The organism is Azospirillum sp. TSH100 (assembly GCF_004923295.1).
Classification (GTDB): Bacteria; Pseudomonadota; Alphaproteobacteria; order Azospirillales; family Azospirillaceae; genus Azospirillum.
On sequence record NZ_CP039635.1, the window covers coordinates 920,764 to 935,549 of the forward strand.

Below are 14,786 nucleotides of genomic sequence, written 5' to 3' on the forward strand. Positions count from 1 at the left end.
CGCGCCAAATGGCGACGCTATTTCCAAAAGCGTTCTGGCAAATTTCCATACGCTCCAACCGGAATCGGGAGGCAAGACGAATGAAGCGCATCCTGCTGGGTGCCGGGCTTGGTATGGCCGCGGCGCTGGCGCTGTCGGCGCCGGCCCAGGCGGCGAAGACCCTTGTTTATTGCTCCGAGGGTAGCCCCGAAAACTTCAACCCCATGTTGAATACGACCGGCACCAGCTTCGACGTTGCCCTCCCGGTCTACAACAATCTCGTCCAGTTCGAGCATGGCGGCACCAAGGTCGTTCCCGGCCTGGCGGAGTCCTGGACCATTTCCGACGACGGGCTGGTCTACACCTTCAAGCTGCGTGCCGGTGCCAAGTGGCACAGCGTCGGCGATTTCAAGCCGACCCGCGACGCGAATGCCGACGACGTCATCTTCTCGTTCGAGCGCCAGTGGAAGCCTGACCATCCCTTCCACAAGGTGTCGGGCGGCGCCTACGACTACTTCAACGACATGGCGATGCCCAAGCTGTTGAAGTCGATCGAGAAGGTCGACGACCTGACGGTCAGGTTCACGCTGAACGCGGTTGAGGCGCCGTTCCTGGCCAACCTCGCCATGCCGTTCGCCCCGATCATGTCCGCCGAATACGGCGCCATGCTGCTGAAGAAGGGCACGCCGGAGAAGCTTGACCAGGTTCCGGTCGGCACCGGTCCCTTCCAGTTCGTCGCCTACCAGAAGGACGCCGTCGTCCGCTACAAGGCGTTCGAGCAGTATTGGGGCGGCAAGCAGCCGCTCGACAATCTCGTCTTCGCGATCACGCCCGATGCGGCGGTTCGTCTGGCCAAGCTGAAGGCCAACGAATGCCAGGTGATGCCGTACCCGAATCCGGCCGATATCGACGGCATGAAGAAGGACAGCTCGATCGTCGTTCAGGAGCAGGAAGGCCTGAACGTCGGTTACGTCTCCTTCAACGTGACCAAGAAGCCGTTCGACGACGTTCGCGTCCGCCGCGCCGTCAGCATGGCGATGGACAAGAAGGCGATGGTCTCCGCGGTCTATCAGGCCGCCGGCGTCCCGGCCAAGAACCCGATCCCGCCGACCATGTGGTCGTACAACGACTCGATCGAGGACTATCCGTACGACGTCGAGCGGGCGAAGAAGCTGTTGGCCGATGCCGGCTACCCGAACGGCTTCGAGACCGACCTGTGGGCGATGCCGGTGCAGCGCCCGTACAACCCCAACGCCAAGCGCATCGCCGAGATGATGCAGGCCGATCTCGCCAAGGTCGGCATCAAGGCGAAGATCGTGCAGTACGAGTGGGGTGAGTACCGCAAGCGCATGCAGCAGGGCGAGCACCAGATGGGCATGCTCGGCTGGACCGGTGACAACGGCGATCCGGACAACTTCCTCTACACCCTGCTGGGTTGCGAGGCGGCCCGTCCGGGCGGCAACAACCTGTCGAAGTGGTGCAACAAGGAGTTCGACGACCTCGTCGTCCAGGCCAAGCGCACCACCGACATCGCCGCGCGCACCAAGCTGTACGAACAGGCCCAGGTGATCTTCAAGGAAGAGGCTCCGTGGTACACCATCGCCCATTCGGTGGTTTACATGGGCCTCGCCAAGAACGTCGTCGGCTACAAGATGGATCCGTTCGGCATCCATCGCTTCGACGGCGTCGACCTGAAGTGATCGAAACGCACCTCCGGCGCAAGCCGGGGGTGCGGCGGAGAGATGTACAAGGTGGGGCCATGCATCGCGATGCCTCCATCTGACCGGAACGAGTGGCATGCCCTTCTCCGCGAGAGCTGGAGGAGGGGTTGGAGTTGGGGCAGGTGCCCTTGACGGAACGGAGCGTTGCCAAGCGGTTTTCTGCCGGGCCAGCGCTCCGTTCCAGTTTTCACCGCAGTTTTAAAAAAATGAGTGCCCGTCGATGCTTCGCTTCATCCTGACGCGGGTGAGCTTGGTGATTCCGACTTTTCTCGGCATCACCTTTCTGACCTTCATCCTGATCCGGCTGGTTCCCGGTGACCCCATCGAGGTGCGCACCGGCGAGAGAGGCATCGCGCCTGAACGGCTGGCCGAACTGCGCCATGAGATGGGCCTGGACCGGGCGCTCTGGCAGCAGTTCCTCGATTATGTCAGCAACGTGCTGCACGGTGATTTCGGCCTGTCGCTGATCACCCACAATTCGGTTCTCAGCGAATTCCTGACGCTGTTCCCGGCGACGCTCGAACTGGCGCTGTGCGCCATGCTGTTCGCGACGCTCGTGGGGCTGCCGGCCGGCATCCTGGCGGCGGTGAAGCGCGGCTCGCTGTTCGACCATGGCGTGATGGGCGCCAGCCTGACCGGCTATTCGATGCCGATCTTCTGGTGGGGCCTGCTGCTGATCCTGTTCTTCTCGGTGGCACTGGGCTGGACCCCGGTGTCGGGCCGTCTGGACCTGGTCTATTACGTGGAGCCGGCGACCGGCTTCATGCTGATCGACACGCTGATGGCCGGCGAATACGACGCCTTCCGCTCGGCGCTGTCGCACCTGATCCTGCCGACCATCGTGCTGGGCACCGTGCCGCTGGCCGTGGTGGCGCGCATGACGCGCTCGGCCATGCTGGAGGTGCTGGGCGAGGATTACATCCGCACCGCCCGCGCCAAGGGGCTGGCCGACGGACGGGTCATCGGCATGCACGCGCTGCGCAACGCGCTGATCCCGGTGGTGACCGTCATCGGCCTTCAGGTCGGCACGCTGCTGGGCGGCGCCATCCTGACGGAAACCATCTTCTCCTGGCCGGGGGTCGGCAAATGGCTGATCGAATCGATCAACCGCCGCGACTATCCGGCCTTGCAGGGCGGGGTCCTGCTGATCGCCACCTCGGTGATCCTGGTCAACCTGCTGGTGGACGTGCTGTACGGCGTCCTCAACCCCCGCATCCGTCACGCGCGGTGAGGCCAATCCATGTCCACTGAAATCTCCACCAACGCAGAACCCGCCGCTCCGGAGCCGGTCGCCGTGTCGCGCCCGCCGCATCCGCTGACCGAGTTCTGGTATCATTTCAAGCAGAACAAGGGCGCGCTCGGCGGTCTGGTCGTCATCGCGCTGATCGCGCTGATCGCCATCTTCGCCGGCGTCATCGCCCCGCATGATCCCGACATCCAGTATCGCGAAGCGATCCTCACTCCGCCGGTCTGGCAGGAGGGCGGAAGCTGGAGCTTCATCCTCGGCACCGACGACATCGGCCGCGACATGCTGTCCCGCCTGATGTACGGCGCGCGCCTGTCGATGATGATCGGCATGATCGTCGTCACCCTGTCGCTGGCCGTCGGGCTGGGGTTGGGGCTGGTCGCCGGCTTCTTCGGCGGGATGGCCGACGTGCTGATCATGCGCGCCATGGACATCCTGCTGGCATTGCCGTCGCTGCTGCTGGCCGTGGTGGTGGCCGCCATCCTCGGGCCGGGGCTGGTGAACGCCATGCTGGCGGTGTCGGTGGTGGTGATCCCGCATTATGCCCGCCTGACCCGCGCCGCCGTGCTGGCGGAGGTGAACAAGGACTATGTCGTCGCCTCGCGCGTCGCCGGGGCCGGGCCGCTGCGCCTGATGCTGATCGTGGTGCTGCCCAACTGCGTCGCCCCGCTGATCGTGCAGGCGACCCTCGGCTTCTCCACCGCCATCCTGGACGCGGCCGCCCTGGGTTTCCTCGGCCTCGGCGCGCAGCCGCCGACGCCGGAATGGGGCACCATGCTGGCCTCCTCGCTGCAGTTCCTTCAGCGCGCGCCCTGGGTCGTGACCTGGCCCGGCATCGCCATCCTGGTGACCGTGCTGGCCTTCAATCTGTTGGGCGACGGTCTTCGCGACGCGCTCGACCCCAAGCTGAAACGTTGACCTCATGCCTCTTCTCGACATCAAGAACCTGTCGGTCGAGTTCACCACCCGCGCCGGCACCTTCCGCGCGGTGGATGGCATCGACCTGACCGTGGACGAAGGCGAGGTCGTCGGCATCGTCGGCGAATCCGGCTCCGGCAAGTCCGTCACCTCGCTCGCCGTGATGGGGCTTCTCGGCTCCAACGGCCGTGTGGTCGCCGACCGGATGATGTTCGGCGGCCGCGACTTGCTGACCATGCCCGCCGCCCAGCGCCGGAAGATCACCGGCAAGGACGTCGCCATGGTTTTCCAGGAGCCGATGACCAGCCTGAACCCCTGCTTCACCGTCGGTTTCCAGATCATGGAAACCCTGCGCGTTCATGAGGGGCTGTCCGGCAAGGCGTTGCGCAACCGTGCCATCGCCCTGCTGGAGCAGGTCGGCATCCCGGCGCCGGAAACCCGCCTGTCCGCCTTCCCGCACCAGCTGTCGGGCGGCATGAACCAGCGCGTGATGATCGCCATCGCCATCGCCTGCAACCCGCGCCTGCTGGTGGCGGACGAGCCGACGACCGCGCTGGACGTCACCATCCAGAAGCAGATCCTCGACCTGCTGGTCCAGTTGCAGCGCGAACGCGGCATGGCGCTGATCCTGATCACCCACGACATGGGCGTGGTGGCGGAGACGGCGCAGCGCGTCGTCGTCATGTATGCCGGCCAGGTGGCGGAGACGCGTCCGGTCCATTCGCTGTTCGAGCGGCCGCGCCACCCCTACACCGGCGCCCTGCTCGACGCGTTGCCGGAGCGGGCGCTGGGCAAGCGCCGGCTGCCGACCATTCCCGGCATGGTGCCGGGCATCGCCGACCGGCCGGCCGGCTGCCTGTTCAGCCCGCGCTGCCGTTTCGCCGACGTCCGCTGCCGTGCCGAGCGCCCGGCGCTGTTCGACGTGGACGACGGGCGGGCCCGCTGTTTCTACCCGCTGCCGGACGGCCATCTCGCCGCCGGGGAGGCGTTGTGATGAGCACCGAGACCGAACCCCATGTTTTCGAGGCGGCGGCCGACCGGTCGGTCGTGCTGGAGGCGCGCAACTTGCGCAAGCACTATGCCGTCAAGCGCGGCGCCTTCAAGCCGATGGCGACGGTGAAGGCGCTGGACGGCGTGTCCTTCAGTCTCCAGGCGGGCAGGACGCTGGCGGTGGTCGGCGAATCGGGCTGCGGCAAGTCGACGCTGGCGCGGGCCGTGACGATGATCGAACCGCCGACCTCGGGCGAGCTGCTCTACGACTGCCGCGAGGTGGTCGGGCGCAGCGCTGCCGAGATGAAGGAACTGCGCCGCACGGTGCAGATGGTCTTCCAGAACCCCTACGGTTCGCTGAACCCGCGCAAGACGGTGGGATCGATCCTGACCGAGCCGCTGGTCATCAACACCGCCATGGACAAGCATGAGCGGCGTGAGCGCGCGGTGGCCATGATGGGCAAGGTGGGCCTGCGTCCCGACCAGGTCGACCGCTATCCGCATATGTTCTCCGGCGGCCAGCGCCAGCGAATCGCGATCGCCCGCGCGCTGATGCTGAACCCGCGCGTCGTCGTGGCGGACGAGCCGGTGTCGGCGCTCGACGTGTCGATCCAGGCGCAGGTGCTGAACCTGATGATGGATTTGCAGGAAGAGCTGAACCTCGCCTACCTGTTCATCTCCCACGATCTCAGCGTGGTGCGGCACATCGCCGATTCCCTGATGGTGATGTATCTGGGCAAGCCGGTGGAGCATGGCGCCAAGGACGTGGTCTTCACCCGGCCGCGCCATCCCTACACCCGCATCCTGCTGGCGGCGACGCCGCGGGTGAATCCGGACCTGCGCGTCGACCGGGTGGTGCCGAAGGGTGAGCTGCCGTCGCCGCTGAACCCGCCGCCGGGCTGTGCCTTCCACAAGCGCTGCCCCTTCGCCACCGAGCGCTGCGCCGCGGAGGTTCCGCCGCTGCGTCCGGTCGACGAACGGCTGGTCGCCTGCCATTACGCCGAACAGATGGACTGACCGGCGGACCCCGGCCGCCCTTGCGGCGGCCGGGCTATCTTTGATCCACTGTTGCGGCTTCCTTGCGACGGACTCCGCAGCATGACCCTCCGCACCGCCACCGTTCTCTGCCTGCCGCTTCTGTTTGGTCTCGCCGGTCCGGCCGCCGCGGCCAGTTTCGACTGCGCCCAGGCCCGCGCCGGATCGGGACGTGCGGAGGAAAAGCTGATCTGTTCTACCCCGGCGCTCAACGCCGCCGATGCGGCGATGGGAGCGGCTTACAAGGCCCTGTTGGGCGAGCTGGCGGTCGACGAGGCGGGACGCGGCTTCGCCCGCGCCGAACAGCGTGCCTGGGCCGGGCGGCGCAACCGCGCCTGCGGCTTCGGCCTTCCCGCCGGTGCCGAGTCCGACAGCGGCTTCGGCGATCCGGCCGATTGCCTGCTGGTGGAGACGGAGCGGCGAACGACGCAGCTTGCCGCCCTACGGGCCGATCCGGCGCTCGGCGCCCGGCTGCGCACGGTTGTGCTGACCGACGGCAAACCCCGAGCCCGCCTGTTCATCCGCGCCGAACGGCCGGAGATCGCCGATCCGGCCGTTCCCGGCGCGGCCTTCTTCAATGACACGGTGCGCCGCTTCGTCGAGAGGGAAACCAGCGAATTCCGCAAGAACTCGATCGATCTGCCCGAGGGGATGGAGGCGGAACTGCTCCTGACCGCCGATGTCCACGTCACCGCCCCCGGCCTGCTGTCGGTCCAGTTCCGGGGCGACGGGGTTCAGGGAAACGGCTTCCGCTATGCGGCGGGGCTGACGGTGGATCTCGGGCGGGGACGGGTGCCGACCCTGGCGGAGCTGTTCGGCGGCGGTTCCTGGCTTGCAACCGCGACCGCCGCCTGCCGGGCGGCGCTGGAGCCCGAGATGGCGGCGGAGTGCAGCGGTCCCGAGCTGAAAGACCCGCGCAGCTGGCGCTTCGAGCCGCAGCGGGCGGTGGCGACCCTGCTGTTGCCGGGCAAGGAGCTGCGGGAAATCGCCATGCCGTTCCATCCGTCCGCCCGCTGACGCGTCCGCCTAAGGTGTTCTGGGCGCAAAGCGGTTGTTGAGTGCGGCGGCCGTCTTCTTTACGGTGCGCGCGATTCGTTCATGAGACGTCCTATCAGGGAGAGAGCCGCCATGCCGTCCTTTGACATCGTGTCCGAGACGGATGTCCACGAGGTCGACAACGCCATCGCCGGCGTCCGTCGCGAGATCGACACCCGGTTCGACTTCAAGGGCTCCAAATGCACGGTCGAGCGGACCGAGAACGAGATCGTTCTGCTGGCCGACGACGCCACCAAGCTGGAGCAGATGCAGGAACTGCTGCGCGTCTATGTGACCCGCCGCAAGCTGGATGCCGCGGCGCTCGACTTCTCCGCCAAGCCGGAGCGGGCCGCCGGCGACGCGTTGCGCCACGCCGTGACGATCAAGCAGGGAATTGCGCAGGAGTTGGCGAAGACCATCGTCAAAGGGATCAAGGACAGCAAGATGAAGGTCCAGGTCTCGATCCAGGGCGACGAACTGCGGGTGACGGGCAAGAAGCGCGACGACCTCCAGGACGCCATCGCCCTGGTCAAGCGGATGGGCATCGAGCAGCCGCTGCAATATCAGAACTTCCGCGACTGACGGGTCGCGGTCGGTGGGCAAGGCTTGCCGGCCGGTGGGAAACTTATGCCGGGTGGCTGGGTAATTTTTGCCGGTCAAATCGTCGCAGGGGCGGTGCTGCCCCTTGTGAATCGCCGGTTGTGCTGATGGCGTGATTTTTGCGTGGTCCCCTGCGGTTCGCCACTAACCGCAGGGGATCGTCCCATGTCGATGATGGCCAACAGCGAGGCCACGCAAGCGATGCGCATCCGGGCGGAAGACGTCCTGGAGCGCAAGGGGACGTCCGCGTCCCGGCAGGCGGGTGCGCTGGCCGGTCAGTTCGCGGCGATGCTCGAAACCCTGAACGGGGTGGGAGAGGGTGGCGCCTCGGGTGTCGACGCCACGGGCGTGGTGCCGAACGCCCAGCCCTCGGTGCGTCTCGGCGTCGGTGCCGTGACGCTCTTCGCGCAGGAGGACGGGCAGGCAGCGGCCGGCATGGACCAGACCGCCCCGGTGCCCGACCCGCAGGATCCGGCGACGGCGATGCAGGTGGTGGACAGCGCCATCCAGAATGGCGACGGCGCCAATTTCCGCTGGCTGACCACCCTGCTGACACAGAACTCCGCGGCCTGAGCAGGACCGCTTTCAAGAAATCCGTTCAGAACCCCCGGCCGAACTCGGCCCAGGACAGCGCAACGTCCGGCGACTCCGGCTTGCGCTTGCCCCCGCCGTGGCGGGTGCGGAAGCCGGCGAACAGATCCGGCAGGGCGACGTGGAGGAACCCCTCGGAAGCAGCGATACCCGCAGGGGCGAATCCGGCCGGAGCCAGAGTGGCGGGGACCAGAAGGGCAGGGCCGGCGAACAGGCTGGTCAGGACGCTGGACATCATGTGATTTCCCCTGGCTGCGGCGCAGCTTCTCAGCGCCGTTGGACATGACCGGATCATGCGCCCTCCGCTCGCACCGCAACAAGATATTCTGTATACCAGATACCGTATTTCAAATATGTGTGCGTTGCATGGCTGGGCCTCGACAGTTTAGTTCGTGAGGCGAGCAATCGGTGCATGCCTGATCTCGTGAAAAGGCAAGCCTTTTCAAAGCATTCCACGATGTGGAAAAGAATAACGCATTCCGTATCTGGTATTTGGAATACGGATTGTTGAGGAGCACAGTCATCCCCGAACGGCGCAAGAGGCGGTGTGAACCCGGCTCGATCCTGCGCCCCCACGCTCAACGGGACTTTGGGGCATGACCACAGAGACGACCGAAGACCGCGGTCTTCTGAACAACAAATGGTTCCAGCTCAGCGTCGGCCTGCTGTGCATGGCGATGATCGCGAACCTGCAATATGGCTGGACGCTGTTCGTCGATCCCATCGATGCCAAGCATGGCTGGGGACGCGCAGCCATCCAGATCGCCTTTTCCATCTTCGTCTTCACCGAAACCTGGCTGGTTCCGGTCGAGGGCTGGTTCGTCGACCGCTACGGCCCCCAGGTTGTGGTGCTGGTCGGCAGCCTGCTGGTCGGCGGCTCCTGGGTGATCGACAGCCAGGCCTCCTCGCTGCCGATGCTCTACACCGCGGCGGTGATCTCCGGCATCGGCGCCGGCTGCGTCTACGGCACCTGCGTCGGCAACGCGCTGAAATGGTTCCCGCAGCAGCGCGGTCTTGCCGCGGGCGTGACCGCCGCCGGCTTCGGCGCCGGTGCCGGCGCCACGGTCATTCCCATTGCCAACATGATCGCCGCCCAAGGCTACGAGCAGGCCTTCCTGGTCTTCGGCATCGGACAGGGCGTGGTGATCTTCGTGCTGTCCTTCTTCCTGCGCAAGGCGCCGAAGTCGCAGGCGGTGGCGCGCAAGAGCGGGCTTGCCCAGACCAAGGTCGACCATCCGCCGTCCCGCGTCATCCGCACGCCGGTCTTCTGGCTGCTCTATGTCATGTTCGTGATGGTGGCCTCCGGCGGCCTGATGGCGGCTGCCCAGATCGCGCCGATCGCCCATGACTTCCACGTCGCCGATTCGCCGATCAACATGTTCGGCCTGATCCTGCCGGCCCTGACGCTGGCGATCTCCATCGACCGCATCCTCGATGGTGCCGGCCGGCCCTTCTTCGGCTGGGTGTCCGACCGCATCGGCCGCGAGAACACCATGTTCATCGCCTTCGGCATCGCGGCGCTGGCCATCATCCTGGTGACGCAGCTCGGCCGCAACCCGGTCATGTTCGTGATCTTCACCGCGATGTTCTTCTGCGTGTTCGGCGAGATCTACAGCCTGTTCCCGGCCACCGCCGGCGACACCTTCGGCTCGAAGTTCGCGGCGACCAACGCCGGCATGCTCTACACCGCGAAGGGCACGGCGGCGCTGCTGGTTCCGCTCAGCAGCATCATCGCCAGCCATTTCGGCTGGCACGCCGTGTTCTACATCGCCGCCAGCTTCAATCTGGTTGCTGCGGTGCTGGCGCTGTTCGTCCTCAAGCCTCTGCGCGCGGCCTTCATCCAGGCCGACGATTACGGCTTGCAGGCGGCTCCCGTCACCGTGGAGCGCTGAGGGCAGTCTTTCTCAACGCCCCAGCTTCGCCCAGGCCGCCCAATCGTCGAGAGAGGTGCGGGCGGCAGCGACCAGTGCATCGGCGAATGCCTCATGCGCCCCGGCCTCCATGGCCGGGGCGTCGCCGTATCCGGTCCCCAGCCCAGTCCGAAGCCCCAGCCGCCGCAGCATGCCACGCTCCTGCTGCACCACGCGCAACCGAACCTTCTCGCCGAAGCGCCCGCGCATGACCGAGCGGATGTCGCCCAGCCCGTCGATCAGCCCGAGCGCCAGCGCCTTTCGCCCGGCCCAGAAGGCGCCGGAGAACAGCTCCTCCTCCGGTCCGGCCAGCCGGCCGCCCCGCCGTGCCCGCACCATCGCCTTGAACGCCTCATGCACGTCGGCCTGAAGCGCCTTCAGATGGGCGACGCCATCTTCCCGTTCGGGCGAGAAGGGGTCGAGCAGCACCTTCTTGTCGCCGGCTGTGTAGAGACGCCGTTCGATGCCGTGACGCTCGATCAGCCCATGCAGTCCGAAGCCGGACGACACCACGCCGATCGACCCGACGATGGAGCTTTCGTCGGCCCAGATCTCGTCCGCCGCGCAGGCCAGCCAATAGCCGCCCGACGCCGCCGCATCCTCGCAGAAGGCGAAAACCGGCACCTTCTTCTCGTCCGCCAGATCGCGGATCCGCTTGGCGATCAGCGCCGACTGCACCGGCGAGCCACCGGGCGAGTTGATGATCAGCGCCACCGCCTTCTGGTCCTTGGGTGCGAAGGCGCGTTCCAGCAGCGGGGCGACGCCGGCCAGCGACAGGCCGGAGCGCAGGGGGCCGCCCTGGCCGATGACCCCGGTCAGGCTGACGACGGACACCAGCGGCCCGGCCTTGCGCCAGGGGCCGAAGGGAAGTTTGGCGAGGAGGGAGTGCAGGCTCATGCCGGCAGAGATGGGAGTGTCGTCTCCCGATTGAAAGGCTCCGCCCCCGCTAAATAAGGATCAGAACACGAGCGCTTCGGCGTCGCGCAGAACCCGCTCCGCCTCCGGGCTGTAGCCGCCTTCGGCCCTGTGCACGGTCAGGCCGGCGGTCAGGCGGGCCGGCGCCTTGCCGCCCTTGCGGGCGACCAGCAGCAGCCGCTTCGCCTCCACCCCCGGCTTGGGCCAAAGCGGCACCAGGATCAGGCTGCCGAAGCGACCGCGCAGCGCGTCGAGGATATCGTCGATCCGGTCGGCGCGATGGACCATTGTCAGGGTTCCGCGCGGCTTCAGCATGCGGCTGGCGAAGCGCACCCAGTCTGCCAGCCCCGCTGCGCCCTCCACATTCGCCGCCGCCTTCCAGTCGTCGGGCGGGATGCTGGCGGCGCCGGCCTTCAGGTAGGGCGGATTCATCATCACCCGGTCGAATCCAGCGCTGCCGAACGTCTCCGGTGGGGCCAGCAGGTCGCCCTCCACCACCGTCACCCGCTCCGCGACACCGCTCAGGTCGGCATTGCGGCGGGCGAAGGCGCAGGCGTCGGCCCGCTGTTCCAGTCCGACCACCATAACCTCCGGCACCCGGACGGCGAGGCACAGTGCCGCAGCCCCGGTGCCGGTGCCGACATCCAGCACCCGCTCGCCGGCGCTTGCGGCGGTAAGTGCGGCGAGGAAGACCGGATCGATGGCGGCGCGATAGCCCCCCTCCGGCTGGAGGAGCCTCACCCGGCCGTTCAGCAGGAAATCCACCGGGGTCTCAGGACTTGGTTGCGAAACCGGAACGATTGGCCTGGTCACGCTTCGCCAGCCTCGCGCAGGATGCGGACGGCCTGTGCGGCGTCCTCCGTATCGACCATCAGCCGCCGGGGAATGGCGCCGATGGAGCCCTCCAGAATGCTGGTGTGGCTGTCCAGCACGATGGCCTCGATTCCGGCATCGGCCAGCAGGGCGACCAGCCAGGACAGGCGGACGGGATCGGTGGTGCGCAGCAATTCGGTCATTGTGTCTCGAAATAACGGTCCCCTGCGGACTTGACCGAAGAGGCTAGGCCGTTATGCTCCCTAGCGCAAATTCTGGCGTCAATCATCCGTGGAGTCGACCTTGGCGGTCGTGACCAACTTCGAGCCGAAACGGCGCAAGTCTACCCCGCTCGACGACCTGACCGCTTTGGTGGCCGAGGACCTCAGCGCCGTCAACCAGATCATCCTCGACCGCATGCAGTCGTCGGTGGAGATGATTCCCCAGCTGGCCGGCTATCTGATCGCCGCAGGCGGCAAGCGCCTGCGCCCGGTGCTGACGCTGGCCGCCGCCAACCTGTGCGGTTACCAGGGGGAGCATCACCGGCTGCTTGCCGCGGTGGTGGAGTTCATCCACAGCGCCACGCTGCTGCACGACGATGTCGTCGATGAAAGCGATCTGCGCCGCGGCATGGCTTCGGCCAACGCGGTGTTCGGCAACAAGGCCAGCGTGCTGGTCGGCGATTTCCTGTTCTCCCGCGCCTTCGAGATGATGGTGGAGGTGCAGTCGCTCGACGTGCTGCGCATCCTGTCCGGCGCGTCGGCCATCATCGCCGAGGGCGAGGTGCTGCAACTGCGCACCACCAACGACACCGAGACCAGCGAGCAGGCCTACCTTGAGGTCATCAAGGGCAAGACGGCCGAGCTGTTCGCCGCCGCCTGCCGCGTCGGCGCCGTCGTCGCCAACCGCCCCCAGGCGGAGGAGCTGGCTCTCTACGATTACGGGATGAATCTCGGCATCGCCTTCCAGCTGGTCGACGACGTGCTGGATTACTCGGCCTTGCAGGCGAAGCTCGGCAAGACGGTCGGTGACGATTTCCGCGAGGGCAAGATCACCCTGCCGGTCGTCCTGGCCTTCCGCCGCGGCAACGACGAGGAGCGCGCCTTCTGGCGCCGGGTGATGGAGGATCTGGACCAGAAGGACGGCGACCTGGAGCATGCCCAGGTGCTGATGGCCCGGCATAACGCCCTGAAGGACACGGTGGAGCGGGCGCGCCATTACGGCGCCATCGCCCGCGACAGCCTGGGCCTGTTCGCCGATGGGCCGATCAAGCAGGCCCTGCTGGAAGTCATTGATTTCGTGATCGATCGCGATTTCTGACACGCGGTCAGGGGGGGTGCCGGGAGGCGGATCGGCGGCCCGGATCTTTTTGACGATGACGCATTTTTTGCGTTGCGCACCCGGGCCGGACCGTTTATACACCCCCTCCACCGGCGGACGACGCGTTCCAAAGCGACGGACCGCCGGTGACAGGACCGGAGAGTAGCTCAGCCTGGTAGAGCACTGCTTTCGGGAGGCAGGGGCCGGAGGTTCGAATCCTCTCTCTCCGACCAACATGACAGGGGCTTCCGGAGAAATCCGGGAGCCCTTCGTCGTTTCAGGGTCCTGCTCGGTCCGTCAGATCGTCCCCTTCAAACTGGGCCCCCAAATTGGCCCCCCAAATCGGCATGGCAAAAATGCTGCGGACGGGCTGTGACTTTGCATTGCGCCATCGGCCGGAAACGTTTATACACCCGCTCCACCGGCGGACGGCGCACTCCAAAGTGACAGGCCGCCGGTGACAGGACCGGAGAGTAGCTCAGCCTGGTAGAGCACTGCTTTCGGGAGGCAGGGGCCGGAGGTTCGAATCCTCTCTCTCCGACCAACATGACAGGGGCTTCCGGAGAAATCCGGGAGCCCTTCGTCGTTTCAGGTGGTCGCGATCGAGCTGCCTGTCCGCGCCGGGCTGGCTGCGTCCGCGCCTTATTCTATTTCACATACTGATCGCTTATGCGTTGGGCGGTTCCGTCGGCAATGACGGAGTCGACGGCCGCTTTGAGCGTTTCGACGAGGTGTGGCGAGCATTTCCGGGAGCAGGCGAGATAGACGTCATCGAACGCGACGGCCTTGCCGATCACGATCTTTTCCGGACGGCCGGACCTCTTCCACTTCCAGAGGGTTTCCGGCGTTCCGTTGAACCAGGCCTCGTCACCGTTCGGGCTGAGAACCTCCGTTTCCCTCTGTCCGACCTTGAGGGTGCGAAGCTGGCTTTGCGGGAAGCCCTTGGCCTTCAACAGCTCTTCCTGAGCGGTGCCCTGGCCGACGATGATGCTGCTCAGTTCGGCCCTTGCCTGCTCGAAGCTGTCGATCGATTTGCCGACCGTCGCGAAACTCCGCTCCGTCGTGAAGATTTTCGCGATCCAGGTATAGTTCGGCTCGCGTGCCGGGGAACGCGCGAAGGGGATGATCAGCAGATTTTCGCCCTCGGCCACCTCCTGCTGCCCGCGCTTCCAAGGGTCGAAGATGATTTCGCCCTGATATCCCGCGCGTTTCAGCGCCTCAAGCGTGATATCGGCGACGAAGCCGCCCTGATCCGCCTGATCCATCGTCATCGGCGGGGCATCTACGCTGTAGATCCTCAGCCTTTCCGCCATGACTGGAGCCGCCGCAGCCGAGGCAACCACCGTCATTGCGATCAGAATGCTGTTTCGCATTGGGGCTCCTCCTTGACAGCGTGCCGGTTTATCGTGACTTCCTTCGCGCCTCTAATATACTCCCCGGTGCGGAATGAGTGCCGGTTGGGTGCTGCATTGATTTTCCAGGCACGCCACCATAAGCCATCCTGAGAGCTTAAAGAGATTATTTGCTCTGTTTTCCCGATCAATGGGTGATCGGACCCGTCTGATGCTTAAATATTTCTTAACGCATCTGCGAGGTGTGTCTGACGCTATTTGCCCGGGTCGGGTCGTCGCTGCATGCCGTCGACATTCCGCAGCCTGACGGGTCCGGATCGCGTTTCGTCATTGGTGCGTGTCTGGTGCGTCATGGACGCGC

At 66.0% G+C, this 14,786-nt stretch carries 15 protein-coding genes and 2 tRNA genes; 12 read left to right on the forward strand and 5 right to left on the reverse strand.

The window, feature by feature from the left end; translation table 11 throughout:
- Window positions 1-80 precede the first annotated feature (80 nt).
- The 8 genes from E6C72_RS16725 to E6C72_RS16760 all read left to right on the forward strand — a co-directional run bounded on the left by E6C72_RS16725 (window position 81) and on the right by E6C72_RS16760 (window position 8,097).
- The gene (locus E6C72_RS16725) at window positions 81-1,679 is read left to right on the forward strand and encodes an ABC transporter substrate-binding protein (RefSeq protein WP_109865283.1); all 1,599 of its coding nucleotides are present in this window, start codon (window positions 81-83) and stop codon (window positions 1,677-1,679) included.
- A 241-nt stretch (window positions 1,680-1,920) separates the two neighbouring features.
- Complete coding sequence (locus E6C72_RS16730; RefSeq protein WP_109865284.1) at window positions 1,921-2,931, forward strand: ABC transporter permease subunit; 1,011 nt, start codon at window positions 1,921-1,923, stop codon at window positions 2,929-2,931.
- 9 nt (window positions 2,932-2,940) lie between these two features.
- Window positions 2,941-3,864 carry an ABC transporter permease subunit gene (locus E6C72_RS16735; RefSeq protein WP_109865285.1) on the forward strand — a complete coding sequence of 308 codons (924 nt, stop codon included), beginning with the start codon at window positions 2,941-2,943 and terminating at the stop codon, window positions 3,862-3,864.
- A 4-nt stretch (window positions 3,865-3,868) separates the two neighbouring features.
- The gene (locus E6C72_RS16740; RefSeq protein WP_109865286.1) at window positions 3,869-4,858 is read left to right on the forward strand and encodes an ABC transporter ATP-binding protein; all 990 of its coding nucleotides are present in this window, start codon (window positions 3,869-3,871) and stop codon (window positions 4,856-4,858) included.
- The gene (locus E6C72_RS16745) at window positions 4,858-5,871 is read left to right on the forward strand and encodes a peptide ABC transporter ATP-binding protein (RefSeq protein WP_109865287.1); all 1,014 of its coding nucleotides are present in this window, start codon (window positions 4,858-4,860) and stop codon (window positions 5,869-5,871) included. Before E6C72_RS16740 ends, E6C72_RS16745 begins: the two co-directional genes overlap by 1 nt.
- Before the next feature lie 81 nt (window positions 5,872-5,952).
- Complete coding sequence (locus E6C72_RS16750) at window positions 5,953-6,906, forward strand: lysozyme inhibitor LprI family protein (protein WP_109865288.1); 954 nt, start codon at window positions 5,953-5,955, stop codon at window positions 6,904-6,906.
- Between the two features lie 111 nt (window positions 6,907-7,017).
- A complete protein-coding gene (locus E6C72_RS16755) occupies window positions 7,018-7,506 on the forward strand; it encodes a YajQ family cyclic di-GMP-binding protein (RefSeq protein ID WP_109865289.1) in 489 nt (162 codons plus the stop codon).
- A 183-nt stretch (window positions 7,507-7,689) separates the two neighbouring features.
- On the forward strand, window positions 7,690-8,097 hold the full coding sequence (locus tag E6C72_RS16760) for a hypothetical protein (protein ID WP_109865290.1): 408 nt from the start codon (window positions 7,690-7,692) through the stop codon (window positions 8,095-8,097).
- 25 nt (window positions 8,098-8,122) lie between these two features.
- On the opposite strand, the gene E6C72_RS16765 is transcribed toward E6C72_RS16760, so the two are convergent.
- Window positions 8,123-8,353: a hypothetical protein gene (locus E6C72_RS16765; RefSeq protein ID WP_109865291.1), complete on the reverse strand. Its 231-nt coding sequence runs from the start codon at window positions 8,351-8,353 to the stop codon at window positions 8,123-8,125.
- A gap of 358 nt (window positions 8,354-8,711) precedes the next feature.
- Here E6C72_RS16765 and oxlT point away from each other — a divergent pair, with 358 nt between their 5' ends.
- Window positions 8,712-10,007 carry an oxalate/formate MFS antiporter gene (gene oxlT, locus E6C72_RS16770; RefSeq protein WP_109865292.1) on the forward strand — a complete coding sequence of 432 codons (1,296 nt, stop codon included), beginning with the start codon at window positions 8,712-8,714 and terminating at the stop codon, window positions 10,005-10,007.
- Window positions 10,008-10,019: 12 nt separating this feature from the next.
- Here oxlT and E6C72_RS16775 read toward each other — a convergent pair whose 3' ends face one another.
- Genes E6C72_RS16775 through E6C72_RS16785 form a run of 3 tightly spaced genes read right to left on the reverse strand, consistent with a single transcriptional unit; the run spans window position 10,020 to window position 11,956 of the window.
- Window positions 10,020-10,922: a S49 family peptidase gene (locus tag E6C72_RS16775; protein ID WP_109865293.1), complete on the reverse strand. Its 903-nt coding sequence runs from the start codon at window positions 10,920-10,922 to the stop codon at window positions 10,020-10,022.
- Between the two features lie 60 nt (window positions 10,923-10,982).
- Window positions 10,983-11,705: a tRNA1(Val) (adenine(37)-N6)-methyltransferase gene (locus E6C72_RS16780; protein WP_247876144.1), complete on the reverse strand. Its 723-nt coding sequence runs from the start codon at window positions 11,703-11,705 to the stop codon at window positions 10,983-10,985.
- 44 nt (window positions 11,706-11,749) lie between these two features.
- Window positions 11,750-11,956, reverse strand: a complete 207-nt coding sequence (locus E6C72_RS16785; protein ID WP_109865295.1) for a DUF2007 domain-containing protein — start codon at window positions 11,954-11,956, stop codon at window positions 11,750-11,752.
- A gap of 100 nt (window positions 11,957-12,056) precedes the next feature.
- On the opposite strand from E6C72_RS16785, the gene E6C72_RS16790 reads away from it, so the two are divergent.
- The 3 genes from E6C72_RS16790 (at window position 12,057) to E6C72_RS16800 (ending at window position 13,617) form a co-directional block, all read left to right on the forward strand.
- Entirely contained in the window at window positions 12,057-13,073 is a 1,017-nt protein-coding gene (locus E6C72_RS16790) for a polyprenyl synthetase family protein (protein WP_109865296.1), read from the forward strand.
- 156 nt (window positions 13,074-13,229) lie between these two features.
- Window positions 13,230-13,306, forward strand: a tRNA-Pro gene (locus E6C72_RS16795).
- A gap of 234 nt (window positions 13,307-13,540) precedes the next feature.
- A tRNA-Pro gene (locus E6C72_RS16800) sits at window positions 13,541-13,617 on the forward strand.
- 103 nt (window positions 13,618-13,720) lie between these two features.
- Here E6C72_RS16800 and E6C72_RS16805 read toward each other — a convergent pair.
- Window positions 13,721-14,446 (reverse strand): ABC transporter substrate-binding protein, encoded by a 726-nt coding sequence (locus tag E6C72_RS16805; RefSeq protein WP_109086862.1) that lies wholly within the window; start codon window positions 14,444-14,446, stop codon window positions 13,721-13,723.
- Between the last annotated feature and the right edge of the window lie 340 nt (window positions 14,447-14,786).

Coding starts and splice junctions, on each gene's coding strand:
- oxlT (WP_109865292.1), top strand. CDS start 8,712: ATGACCACAGAGACGACCGAAGACCGCGGTCTTCTGAACAACAAATGG.
- E6C72_RS16730 (WP_109865284.1), top strand. CDS start 1,921: ATGCTTCGCTTCATCCTGACGCGGGTGAGCTTGGTGATTCCGACTTTT.
- E6C72_RS16785 (WP_109865295.1), bottom strand. CDS start 11,956: ATGACCGAATTGCTGCGCACCACCGATCCCGTCCGCCTGTCCTGGCTG.
- E6C72_RS16740 (WP_109865286.1), top strand. CDS start 3,869: ATGCCTCTTCTCGACATCAAGAACCTGTCGGTCGAGTTCACCACCCGC.
- E6C72_RS16775 (WP_109865293.1), bottom strand. CDS start 10,922: ATGAGCCTGCACTCCCTCCTCGCCAAACTTCCCTTCGGCCCCTGGCGC.
- E6C72_RS16765 (WP_109865291.1), bottom strand. CDS start 8,353: ATGATGTCCAGCGTCCTGACCAGCCTGTTCGCCGGCCCTGCCCTTCTG.
- E6C72_RS16735 (WP_109865285.1), top strand. CDS start 2,941: ATGTCCACTGAAATCTCCACCAACGCAGAACCCGCCGCTCCGGAGCCG.
- E6C72_RS16750 (WP_109865288.1), top strand. CDS start 5,953: ATGACCCTCCGCACCGCCACCGTTCTCTGCCTGCCGCTTCTGTTTGGT.
- E6C72_RS16745 (WP_109865287.1), top strand. CDS start 4,858: ATGAGCACCGAGACCGAACCCCATGTTTTCGAGGCGGCGGCCGACCGG.
- E6C72_RS16805 (WP_109086862.1), bottom strand. CDS start 14,446: ATGCGAAACAGCATTCTGATCGCAATGACGGTGGTTGCCTCGGCTGCG.
- E6C72_RS16725 (WP_109865283.1), top strand. CDS start 81: ATGAAGCGCATCCTGCTGGGTGCCGGGCTTGGTATGGCCGCGGCGCTG.
- E6C72_RS16760 (WP_109865290.1), top strand. CDS start 7,690: ATGTCGATGATGGCCAACAGCGAGGCCACGCAAGCGATGCGCATCCGG.
- E6C72_RS16755 (WP_109865289.1), top strand. CDS start 7,018: ATGCCGTCCTTTGACATCGTGTCCGAGACGGATGTCCACGAGGTCGAC.